Source organism: Maricurvus nonylphenolicus, assembly GCF_042854845.1.
GTDB lineage: Bacteria > Pseudomonadota > Gammaproteobacteria > Pseudomonadales > Cellvibrionaceae > Maricurvus > Maricurvus nonylphenolicus.
Map to the genome: position 1 here is coordinate 3,812,508 of NZ_AP031498.1, position 12,380 is coordinate 3,824,887.

9 protein-coding genes and 1 pseudogene are annotated in these 12,380 nt (G+C 43.3%); 2 read left to right on the top strand and 8 right to left on the bottom strand.

The window, feature by feature from the left end; all coding sequences use genetic code 11:
• Positions 1-40: 40 nt before the first annotated feature.
• Complete coding sequence (locus ACGHZ6_RS16510; protein WP_390615099.1) at positions 41-2,437, bottom strand: TonB-dependent receptor; 2,397 nt, start codon at positions 2,435-2,437, stop codon at positions 41-43.
• Between the two features lie 611 nt (positions 2,438-3,048).
• Between ACGHZ6_RS16510 and ACGHZ6_RS16515 the strand changes: the two are divergent.
• Positions 3,049-4,262: pseudogene (locus tag ACGHZ6_RS16515) on the top strand (IS256 family transposase).
• Between the two features lie 9 nt (positions 4,263-4,271).
• Here the strand turns inward: ACGHZ6_RS16515 and ACGHZ6_RS16520 are convergent.
• From ACGHZ6_RS16520 to ACGHZ6_RS16545, 6 genes are read right to left on the bottom strand one after another with little or no spacing between them, the layout of a single operon-like run.
• Entirely contained in the window at positions 4,272-5,345 is a 1,074-nt protein-coding gene (locus ACGHZ6_RS16520; protein WP_390615100.1) for a phosphotransferase family protein, read from the bottom strand.
• Between the two features lies 1 nt (position 5,346).
• Positions 5,347-6,594, bottom strand: coding sequence for an acyl-CoA dehydrogenase family protein (locus tag ACGHZ6_RS16525; protein ID WP_390615101.1), 1,248 nt, complete (start codon positions 6,592-6,594; stop codon positions 5,347-5,349).
• A gap of 48 nt (positions 6,595-6,642) precedes the next feature.
• The gene (locus ACGHZ6_RS16530; RefSeq protein ID WP_390615102.1) at positions 6,643-7,638 is read right to left on the bottom strand and encodes an NADPH:quinone oxidoreductase family protein; all 996 of its coding nucleotides are present in this window, start codon (positions 7,636-7,638) and stop codon (positions 6,643-6,645) included.
• Positions 7,635-8,069, bottom strand: coding sequence for a MaoC/PaaZ C-terminal domain-containing protein (locus tag ACGHZ6_RS16535; RefSeq protein WP_390615103.1), 435 nt, complete (start codon positions 8,067-8,069; stop codon positions 7,635-7,637). The genes ACGHZ6_RS16530 and ACGHZ6_RS16535 overlap by 4 nt, the downstream gene beginning before the upstream one ends.
• A gap of 3 nt (positions 8,070-8,072) precedes the next feature.
• A complete protein-coding gene (locus tag ACGHZ6_RS16540; protein WP_390615104.1) occupies positions 8,073-8,516 on the bottom strand; it encodes a MaoC family dehydratase N-terminal domain-containing protein in 444 nt (147 codons plus the stop codon).
• Positions 8,517-8,546: 30 nt separating this feature from the next.
• Positions 8,547-9,449 (bottom strand): SMP-30/gluconolactonase/LRE family protein, encoded by a 903-nt coding sequence (locus ACGHZ6_RS16545; RefSeq protein WP_390615105.1) that lies wholly within the window; start codon positions 9,447-9,449, stop codon positions 8,547-8,549.
• A 122-nt stretch (positions 9,450-9,571) separates the two neighbouring features.
• Here ACGHZ6_RS16545 and ACGHZ6_RS16550 point away from each other — a divergent pair, with 122 nt between their 5' ends.
• Complete coding sequence (locus ACGHZ6_RS16550) at positions 9,572-11,449, top strand: acyl-CoA synthetase (RefSeq protein WP_390615106.1); 1,878 nt, start codon at positions 9,572-9,574, stop codon at positions 11,447-11,449.
• 25 nt (positions 11,450-11,474) lie between these two features.
• Here ACGHZ6_RS16550 and ACGHZ6_RS16555 read toward each other — a convergent pair whose 3' ends face one another.
• Entirely contained in the window at positions 11,475-12,086 is a 612-nt protein-coding gene (locus ACGHZ6_RS16555) for a TetR/AcrR family transcriptional regulator (RefSeq protein WP_390615107.1), read from the bottom strand.
• Positions 12,087-12,380 lie beyond the last annotated feature (294 nt).

Here is a 12,380-nt window from a genome sequence, read left to right on the forward strand (position 1 = left end):
TCACTCAAAACTCCAGAGTGACAAGGAGAGAGATCGAATACTAGAACCTATACGACGCCTCAACAGAAATCCTACGAGGCGGCAACATCTCACCCGCAAAACCCTCTTCACCTAGTGGAGTAGCGCCACTGTATGCATATAGTTTTCTGTCGGTAATATTTTTCGCAACGATAGCAGCGGTCCAAGTATCATCCGACGCTGCTAACGCCAGACGGGCATTGATGAATGTGGTGGCAGGCATTTCAGAACGTTTATCTAAAGTCCCAGCGGTATAGTGATTATCTCTAAAATTGAAATCTATAGAGCTAACCAAGTTAGTAGTATCTGTAAGACTGAGGGTATGCGTTGCAGCCAAGTTAGCTGACCACTCAGGCGTATTCTGGCCTTCATAACCTTTAAAATTACAGTTAAAGCTTGGATCACTAGGTATATTTAGTGGTGGGGCCCCAACAGCAGGACAAGATGCTTGTGAGTAATCTTGCCACTCATAGTCCAGGTAACCAACATTACCGGTGATAAGCAAGTTTTCACCAGCTTGCCAACGACCATCAACTTCGAAACCTCGTACTACAGCCTCACCTGCATTCGTTACCGCAAATCCAAATATGCCATCAAATACACTAACTTGCATATCGGAAAACTCGGTCCAATAAAGAGCCACGTTCATCTCTGCAGATCCATCCAGCAAAGACATTTTAGCACCCAGCTCATAGGTTTTGGCCTCTTCCTGATCGTAGAAAAAGTTATCTGCACCTAACGCTAAAGCGCCATAAGCCAACCCAGAAATGGGGCCTGTATCTCCTTGTGAGAATCCATTAATGCCTCTTGCGTCGAAGCCGGCGGCCTTATAACCTTCTGAATAGCTGATATATAACATGGCATTTTCATTAACGTCATATTGCAAAGTAACAGCCGGTGTCCAGTTATTTTTACTATATGAACCCTTCAAATCGTGCTCAGCCACCTGAAAACCGTTTACCGCAGCCACCTCAGAAAGTGAAGCTGATACGAGAGGATCAAGAGGTAAACCTGTAATTGCAGAAGTTTGTATTTGCGAACGCTGACCTTCTTTTTCGTCACGGGAGAAACGCAACCCCATTAATAACCGAAGATCGTAAGACATATCCCAGGTTACCTGACCAAAAGCGGCTAAAGTTTCCGACTCTTGTATAAATGGCCTATCAACCGCGATATCTAACGCACCTACGGGTAAACTACTCAGAATATCGAAGCCCATAGAGGAAGGAGTAAGATCTGTTACCTCTCGATAATCCTGCTTTGAATTTTGATAGAAAATTCCACCGATGTAGTTAATATCGCTATCACCATTGGAGGTCAAACGGATTTCCTGGCTAAATTGATCAAATTTTTCTTCCATATCAATTTTTACCAAGGGAAGCTCTGTATGATCAGCGTCAAATCCATCTTCAACGTACTTGTACTCGGAGTAGGCACTAATAAGATTTAAACTGTGATTTTCAAATTCGTAATCCAGTGTCAGCACATAAGCTTTATTTTCAAAATCTAGCTTAGCCTCCTCATTTACCCAGCTATTGTGATCTATAGAGACCTTACCTGGTTGATTCAATACTCCTCCGTTATACAGTAATGGGGAACCGCCCATCAAAGCTGCAGCAGCAAGATAGTCATCGTATGCGCCGGTATCCAAAGTAGAAAGAGACCTACGCTTACGTTTTAAATTAGAGTATTCGGCTTTAAAGGAGGCACTTAAGCTATCGTTCACATCGTAATCTACAACTATCCGAGCGATATTCTCATCCAACGAAGGTCCGTATTTATCGAGCGTTTGATTCTTAACGTAACCCCCTTCCTCACGGTCTCTCAGCGCTAATCTGGCATTAATATTGTCGGTTAATGGTCCAGAGATTACAGCATTGATTTCTTTCTCATCATATTCCGCCCCATAACTCGCACTGACAAACCCTTCAAACTCTGAAGTCGGTTTTGCCGTGGTTTGACTGATTGCACCAGCAATTGAACTTTGCCCGAAAAGCACCCCCTGAGGGCCTCGCAAAACTTCTACACGCTCAATATCCATAAAGGAAGCTCTCGCTTGCAGGCTTCGACCTGTATATACACCATCGGTGTAAACACCAACCGACTGCTCAAAACCTTGGTTAGAGCCCGACCCTATGCCACGAATAAACAACATAGGTACCAAACCACCTTCAACCACCTTTAAATTTGGTACATAAGAGGATAGATCCTGGATATTTTCAATACCCGCTTCTCTTAGTTTGTCTCCTCCTACTGCAGCAACGGATACCGGGACATCTTGTAAGCTCTCTGCCCGTTTTTGAGCGGTAACAATCACTTCTTCCAGCTTAAATTCCTCTGCATTCAACTCCGTTAAGGGGAGTAACGAGGCAATAATTCCTGTATGTAAAACAGACTTGCTAAATGGTATGCCTTTCATGACATAGTCCTCTCTAATCTTAAAACGTAAAACTTATTGTTTTTTTAATTAGTACCTTTCATCAGCCAAAGTCGAATAACAGCACTTTTATCAGAAATCCTCTGCTATTTTTTGACCACCGGTACAGATCGAAACATTAACAACAGACACTGAAACAATTCACTTAAGAATTAACATCCAGACACAACTTATAATACATTTGTGTATTTCAAATTCAATGGGTATTTTTAATATAAAAGTTAGATTGCTGAATGTCGCGAATAGTAAAAACTTAACCGATTGATAAATAAGGATTTTATTCAGAGATAAAGAATAAGAACCATTAGAACAAATTAGAATAAGGAGACAATTATGAAGCCCTTAAACAGAGTAAGGATAACGAGCTAGATGTCGTTATTTAACAAACAGGAAAGTAAGGCAACTCATTAATAATAAAATGAGTTTTGATATCATTGTTGATGGATATGAGAGGGGGACTACAGCCCCCTAATATGATGAGTAATATAAGAAAGCGTTTTACCTTTATTTGATTAAACGAGGCTGTAAATCTAATTGTGTAACGACTCATTAACTTGTGCTTTCCCCAGTGGAGTGAAGTAATGAGCAACACAATGGATAACGACAAAATTAAAGCCATGGCGGTCGAGCTGGCCAAAGGCCTTAAAACCCCTGAAGACCTGAGTGCTCTGAGCGCTCAGCTAACCAAAATCACTGTAGAAGCCGCCCTGAATGCCGAGATGGAGGAGCATCTCGGCTATGCCCCCAACGAAGCCAAGGGGCGCAACAAGGGGAACAGTCGCAATGGCTACTCCAGGAAAACCCTCAAGGGCGATCATGGAGAAATTGACATCGACACACCTCGTGATCGCGATGCATCCTTCGAGCCTCAGATCGTCCGTAAAGGTCAAACTCGTATCACTGGCATGGACGATCAGATTCTGAGTCTGTATGCCAAGGGGATGAGTACCCGTGATATTGTCGCTGCCTTCAAGGAAATGTACGATGCCGATATCTCTGCAGGGCTTGTTTCAAAGGTTACTAACGCTGTCATTGATCAGGTCGTAGAGTGGCAAAACCGCCCCTTGGAAGCGGTGTATCCCATTGTTTATCTCGACTGTATTGTGGTCAAAATCCGGCAAGACAAGCGGGTGATAAACAAATCCATCTATCTTGCCCTGGGTATCAATCTGGAAGGCCAGAAAGAACTGTTGGCCTATGGATCTCAGAAACTGAAGGTGCAAAGTTCTGGCTCAGCGTCCTTACCGAGCTTCAGAATCGTGGCGTAGAGCAAATCCTGATTACTTGCGTTGACGGCCTCAGTGGCTTCCCTGATGCGATACAAGCCGTTTACCCTCATGCTAAGGTTCAGCTATGCATAGTCCACATGGTTCGTAACTCTCTTAAGTATGTGTCCTGGAAGGACTACAAAGCCGTCACAGCGGCTTTGAAACGGGTTTACCAATCAGCCACAGAGCAAGAGGCCAGTCTGGAACTGGAGAGGTTTGCCAAAGAATGGGATCACAAGTATCCGCAGATTAGTAAATCCTGGCGAAGCCACTGGAGCAACTTGATTACAATCTTCGATTACCCTGAAGACATCCGCAAAGCGATCTATACAACCAACGCCGTAGAATCGTTAAACAGTGTAATCCGCAAATCGATCAAGACACGTAAGCTGTTCCCCACAGATGAGTCAGCAATGAAAGTTGTTTACTTGGCCATTCAGGCGGCTTCGAAAAAATGGACAATGCCTATCAGAAACTGGAAGGCGGCGATGAATCGATTTATGATCGAGTTTGAGGAGCAGCTAGCCCCTCATATTTAAACTGGGTGGTTACACAGTTTTATTTACAGGCTCGATTAAACCTTTAGCAAAAGATACAACAAAAGGAATAAGGCCTCCAAACCTTGAAGCCCCCGTATTAGATGCATTTCCGGCCTTAGCTCTTGCGGATATACCATGCATAATACTCGCCAGTCTAAATAAGTTATAAACATGATAGTAGGTAAAATCTTTTGGCGGTTCTAACTTAGAACGCTCAAAATATCTAGCCGTGATTTCCTCCAGAGAAGGTATGCCTAAGGCCTCTAAATTACTAGACGCCAGAGATGATCCACTTTTCATACTAATCGGAACAAGCCACCCCAACAAATAATAACTTAAATCTCCAAACGGACAACCTAAGGTAGATAGCTCCCAGTCAATTACACCAGTTGCTTTTCCTTGCTCTCTATCAAAAATAACATTATCTAAACGATAATCGCCATGAACAATGGAGATTGTTTCCTGCTCTGGTAAGTTTTTGATTAACCAATCGAAAAGATCACCCATACCGTCAACGGGATCACCTGCTGCCTTATATTGAGTATACCAACGGTCAATTTGTCTTTTATAGTAATTCGAAGTAGGACCAAATTTTTCAAGCCCGACATCTTCAGGTGCAATATTGTGGAGATCGGCCAATGCATCTGTTAGGGAATAGTAGATATCCTTACGCTCTTCCATGTCACACTCCGGGAGCAGGGGATCCCAAAAAATCCTCCCATCAAGGAATTCCATTATATAAAACTCTTGACCTATGACACTATCATCCTCACAGTGCGATATAATATCTGGAACCGGAACGGCAGAAGAGCCAAGTGCTTGCATCACTCTCGCTTCGCGATCAATAGCATGAGCCGAACTGTGAATTTCACCATGAGGCTTTCTCCTCAATACATATACGCGTTCTCCACTTTTAATTCGGTAGGTAGGATTTGACTGACCTCCAGAAAACTTCTTAATATCTAGCGGACCCTCTATCCCTTCTACATGCTGTTTGAGGTAAGCAAGTAATCTATCTTGATCAACAGCCATACTTTCTGATGGTTTAGCATAAGTTGCTGTCTCATTATTAGAATTATTCATATTAGTTTGCCCCATGACGGCTAAGTTGGCTCTTTAGCTCATATTTTGCAATCGTTAACTCATGCACTTCGTCCGGCCCATCTGCTATGCGTAACGCTCGTGCCCCGGCAAATATTTCAGGTAGGTCGGTATCTTGAGTAAGTCCAGCAGCACCGAATGATTGAATTGCCATGTCTGCTACTTTTTGAGCCATTTTAGGGGCGACCACTTTAATCATGGCAATTTCTTTCCGAGCGGCTTTTGCCCCATGAAGATCCATCACGTGAGCTGCGTTCAAAGTTAACAATCTGGCCATATCGATATCCATCCTTAACTCAGCAACACGCTGCTGCCAAATAGTTTGCTTGACCAAAGGCTTTCCAAACGCTTCCCTACTGGCCAATCTGTTACACATAAGCGATAAACATTTTTCCGCAGCCCCAATCAACCTCATACAATGATGGATTCGACCAGGTCCCAGTCGGCCTTGTGCAATCTCAAAACCTCTACCCTCACCAAGAATTAAATTCTTTGCGGGCACTCGAACGTTATTTAACACTACTTCCCCATGCCCCTGAGGTGCGTGCTCATAACCACCTGAAGACAACATGCGCTCAATTTTTACACCCTCTGTATCAGCGGGAACAAGAATCATTGACTGTTGTCGGTAAGGATCAGCATTATTGTCCGTCTTACCCATCACGATGTATATCTTGCATCTAGGATCACCAGCATTGGTTATCCACCACTTACGTCCATTGATGACGTAATCATCACCATCACGCACTATTTGAGTCGATACATTCGTTGCATCGGAACATGCCGCTTCTGGTTCCGTCATCAAAAAGGCAGAACGAATATCTCCACTTAGCAATGGCAAAAGCCATGTAGCGTTTTGCTCTTCATTGCCATACATATGCAACAATTCAATATTGCCACTGTCTGGGGCCTGGCAGTTAAAAATCTCAGGCGCAATAAAGCTATGACCTGTAAGTTCAGCAATAGGAGCGTAGTCTACATTACCCAATCCACGTCCATGGAGTGTATCTGGCAGGAATAAGTTCCAAAGCCCCAGATTTTTTGCTTCCTGCTTAAGCTCCTCCAGTACAGGAGGAATCATCCACTTCCCATCTCTCAGCCTTTCACTTTGCGCAAGTTGCTCTTTAAACAATGCCTCAGATGGTTTAATACGTGTTTCAATAAAGTCAAAAACCTGATCGTAGATCTTTTTTGCACTTTCTGACATAGGTATAAGGTCTATCGTGTTCATCTCTTTCCCCGTAGTGTCATTTGTTCGACTGAATTATTCATTCAATGTTTAGTTACCATTCTCGCATGTAATGGCTATACGCCCATTCGATATACGACGCTCTAAAGTGGTTAACGCTTCATCTGCCTGAGATAACGTAAATGTTGCTGACACGTGTGGAGTAACCTCCCCTTTTTCAGCGCTTGCTAGTAGGTACTTAACACTATCCCGAAGAGAATTTGGTTCTTTTCTTGCCGCCTCTCCAGCCCTAACACCTATAATGGTGTGTCCTTTTAACAAGGCATAATTCGCAGAAAATGTCGGTATTTCTCCACTCGCAAACCCAACGATTAGATACTTACCGCCCCACCCTAGAAGTTTGGATGCCGATTTAGAAAAATCCCCACCCACGCAATCAACAACAACACTAACCCCGTTAGACTCAAAGGATTTCACACTATCAACAATGCTCTCTTTTTGATAATTTACTGTGTGGTCTGCCCCTAAACCCTTTGCCAGCTTTAATCCTTCGATATTTGATCCAGTGGCAATAATTTTTGCACCTACCTGCTTGGCAATTTGTACACACGCCAACCCAACGCCCCCCGTGGCACCACTTATTAATACAACATCATCAGATGTTAACTGTGCCTTTTGAATAAGTGCATGATGGGCAGTACGCGCAGCCACAAAAAAGCAAGCCCCTTGCTCGTATGAAAATATACTTGGTAAAGGAAGTATATTGCTCTCTGGAAGGACAATTTCTTCGGCATAAGATCCCATCCTTGCAACACCTATCACCTTATCACCAACCGAAACAGATGAAACATCGTGTCCGACTTCAGAAATTTTTCCGGCCACCTCCATTCCTGGTACAAATGGTGGATCCAAACGCAGTTGATATTCCCCTTTTGTCATCAGTAAATCTGGAAAGTTGACACCAGCCGCGAATACCTTGATCCTTATCTGGTTAGGTTCAAGTTCAAGGCATGGAAGATTTTTTATCTGAATTGACTTGGGCCCAGACAATGCTGTACAAACAGCAGCTTTATAGGTGTCACTCATTGTTTATATTCTCTATCAATGAAGACGATGGCATGCCCTTGTAAAGTTTTGATGCCGCCATCAATCTCTGCAGTCAGGTTAAGTCTGGCGGCTTTACGGCCATCAATGCTAACAACCTCATCAACCAAAGCGCTACAACACACATTAACTCCCACAGGGGTTATATTTAGAAACCTAACATCCACACTATGAATATCGGACTGGGGAACAATCGTTCTCAGATAACGTGTCATGTAAGCCATCGACAACATCCCATGCGCAAATACATCTTCAAAGCCAAATTGTTTAGCAAAGTCTGTATCAATATGTATCGGACTTGGATCACCTGATCCACCCGCAAACATGGCTAAGGTCCAACGTGTTATAGGCCCATAAGAACGATTAGAAAGTTCATTTCCTTTCGAGAATTTGTGTTCTATTAATTCAGCCATACATCACCCCCGGTTAGGTATCACAATTGAAGAGTAGGCTTTTGCACACAACTCGCCATGCTGATTAATTGCTTCGGTAACCTGACGCACGACTTCATGACCACCTTTCTTTTCATCTATGGCTACAGTTGTTGTTGTTATTGCAATGCGGTCTCCTGCATAAATCATTTTGAAGTATTCAAACCCCTGCTCACCATGTAATACTTCACCAATGCTATCTACCATATGCTCAATTGCGTTTTTCTCTGCGGGATGAATCATACCCAAGCAAAACATAAATGTGGGCGGCGCAGGCAATGCTGGGTGACCAGCTGCAATAGCAGCCTTCTCATCCAGATATACAGGATCATCTTCTCCTGTTGCCACGGCAAATAAACGAAGCCTACCTGCTTCCACATCGCAGTAACGCGTATTTGTCTTTGCCCCTACAAAATCTTTATCTATCATAAAGTTACTCCTTATAACCTGGCTCACCTTTTAAAAGGCTAACTGAAGCCCTGATTCAGGCCAGGTGCATTCAAGTAATTGACCTGTACCCGAAGCACTTATTACAGCGCGTTTAAGGTTTTCACCACCAAATGCAATATTAGTAACCATGGGATCACAATCTACGGGGAAGAATTCTGGATCCTTACCTCCTCCCACAACTGTAATCCCACCATCCGCTAACGTTGCAACAGCAATTCGTCCACTCTCCAATACTGCAAGAGAATCAAAAAGCCGGTAACGAGGCTCTCCATGAATTAATTCGCCCGGGAGCCCTGGAATTTCCGGCGCAAGCTCTCCTTCGCCAACAATATCCAAAGCCCAAACCCGTGAAGTAAATGTCTCAGCTACTACTACTTGATTTCCATCAGGCATAATGCCAATACCATTAGGGTTCATAATCGGAAACCTAGCTTCCCGGATCATACTCCCATCGGGTTTGGCATAATAAATAGCTCCCTGATCTACCTTTCTGTCATGAGCATGGCCAAAGTCAGTAAACCAAAAACCTCCTTCTTTATCGAAAACGATATCATTCGGGCCTTTCAACGTTACACCATTACATGCCTGGTAGATCCGATCCACAACACCAGTTACTAGGTCTACTCTGTCTATCCAACCATTCTTATAATCAGGACTAGCCCCATCAGCAATGGTGAAGTCACCAAATTTCTTAAATTGCATTCCACCGTTATTACAGACATACAATGCTCCGTCAGGGCCTATGGCAGCACCGTTTGGCCCACCGCCTGTATTTGCAACAACTTCTCGCTTACCCCCCCAAAACCGAGAGATCCGACCTGCGGCAACCTCAACACAAATGACTGATCCATCAGGCATTATGATTGGCCCCTCTGGGTACTGAACATCTCTGGCAAGTACTTTTATATCCATCTCAACCTCCACACCAAAACATACATCATTGACTTAGAATACACTTATGTATTATAAAATCAATACTACGAGCAAAGATTATCGGTAACTAACTATTACCTAAATCGCAGGAGAGCCCATATATGATGAATGCCCTTGATATTAGAATTTCTGACGAGGCTTCTATCGAAGCAATTGAAAAAACCCCAATAACAGACCGGATCGACTCCAAATCAACCTATGAGGCTATCAGCAAAACCGCAAACGTAATGCCTGATGCCCCAGCAATCCACTGGATGCCAAAGGGGTTCCCAAGTAGTGATGACAAGACATATAGCTACAATCAACTATTTGCCAAAGTCACCCAAGCTGCAAATCTATTTAGGTCAATAGGAGTAGAACGAAATATCGCTATTTCCTTTATCCTGCCAAATCTCCCTGAGACCCACGCGATTATCTGGGGAGGCGAAGCCGCAGGTATAGTTAATCCTATCAACCCCTTCCTGGAAGTAGACCATATAGTCTCAATTCTTGAAGCCGCACAATCCCATGTGCTTATTACAGTTAGGGGGGGTATATTTGATGATTACGCCAAGAAAGCTCAGCAGGCTGCCGACCGCGTATCCCGGATTACAAAGCGCTACTATATAGACTGGGTTCCTGGTTCCCAGGTAGATTTTGGTGAAGACTTCCTTCAGGCCTGCGATTCACAACCGGGAAATCAGCTGAATTTTGAGCTTGATGCAGAACTGAATGATATTTCTAGTTATTTACATACAGGCGGCACTACTGGAGCACCAAAACTTGCTCAACATACCCATGGTAATCAATTAAAACAAAGCTGGATGATGGCTTGCACAGGTAATATTGGCCCTGAAACCATATTTGCAGCTGGACTACCACTGTTTCATGCTAATGCCTATCGAATGTCAGGCATCATGATTTTTGCGACCGGGGCTTCGATTGTCTTGATGGGGCCTTCCGGTTATCGAGATCCGGCTGTTGTTCAAAACTTTTGGAAAACAGTAGATCATTATCGAGTAACAACCTTTTTAACAGTCCCGACTATTTATTCTGCTTTACTTGAAATTCCTCAAACCAATGAAGATACATCAAGTTTAACGCATGCTTATTCCGGTACCGCTCCTATAGCCATTGAAACCATTAAAAGATTCCACGATCGATTTGGAATACATATATTAGAGGGATGGGGCCTCACAGAAGCCACCTGTGCATCAACAGGCAATCCCCTCTATGGCGAAAAAAAGATTGGTTCCATTGGCCTGCGTATGCCTTACCAGGAAATCAGAGTTGTTATTCTAGATGATGATGGACAGATAGAACGAGACTGTGAGACTAATGAAACTGGCGTTCTAATCTTAAGTGGACCAAATATTATTCAGGGGTACAAGCAAACAGAATTTAATGCTGATCTTTTCCCCGCTGAAAATTGGTTGAATACTGGCGACCTTGGATATAAGGATGAAGATGGCTATTTCTATATCTCCGGCCGTAAAAAAGACCTGATTATTCGAGGTGGCCATAACATTGACCCAGCGATGATTGAAGCACCTCTATCCACTCACCCTGATGTTGCCTTATGTGCATCAGTCGGTAAGCCAGATTCACGCCTAGGTGAAATGCCTGTTGCCTACGTTACCTTGCGACCAAATGCCTCATCAACAGGGGAGGATATCCAACACTACATCGCCGAAAAGATAAGTGAACGAGCCGCTATCCCCAAGATTGTGGTCGTGATAGACACCATGCCACTGACAGGGGTAGGAAAAATTTCAAAAATTCATCTTAGGGGTATGGCCTCAGAATCCGCACTAGAAGAAGCGCTTAGAGATAGAGGTGTTGATACATCCGACTTTACTTTTGAAGCCGACTGTTCTGGTCATCGCCGAATGAACGTAACCATCACAACAGGCCGTAACTTGTCAGATCCAGAAAGGGCACAAATTGAAGACATCTTGCACCCTTTTATTGTTGATCACACGATTGTTGAATCCATTTAGTCTTTAGCGACTCTTGGGTAAAGCCTTAGCCCGCAGCCAATTCTAAAAGACTGCCTAAGGCTTTACCCAAAGACTTATCACTAAAATATTTAGGTTCGGCCAGTACCTGTAAACTGTAACCGAGAGACATCCCCATAGCCATAGGTGTTAATAGTTTTGAAAAACTTGCATCAGCACCAGTAGACTCTAGGTATTGCTCTAATAATTTAGCCATTTGTTCACGGTGATTGCTGTAGGAGCTAATAAAACGCTTCCTAAATGGAGGACTACGGAATGCATGCAAAAAAAACTCGCAGGTCAAACGGCACCATTCATTGGATTCTTTGCCTCTGTTATAAAACCGCTCCAGAGCTTTTACAATCTCGTCAGGGTGGTCGCTATGCTCATCAACAACATTAGATAGGGAGTCCAACTCGTAAACAAAATACTCATCCAGCAGATCAATAAGAAGCTCATCTTTAGATTCATAGTTACTGTAGAAAGCGCCTCGGGAAAAGCCAGCACTTTCAGCAATCAAATCAACTGTAGCTCCAGAGTAGCCTTTTTCAGCTATTAGTTTTCGTGCGGAATCACACAGTTTCTTCCGAGTTAATGCCTTACTTTCTGCTCGAGTTAGTCTTGCCATTGCTATTTTCACTTAATGAGTTCATCTTACTCTAACGCACACCTTATCCACATATGCCATGGATACAAGCCACATTAGCTGGAAATACCCCAATAAAATGAGGATCACCAGACTGATAACCTCGAATAATAGCTTGTTTGTGAAGGAAAAATCCACCTCAGAATGGATATATAAGAAATATCATTACACTAGCAATGTACTCACCAGTAACAGTTGATTTAGAGCAACCCCGTTATACATGCGTTCTGCTTTATATCCCTCATGTCGCTTTGATACTTCAGACGTATTTTATAGGTATAAAAAAGC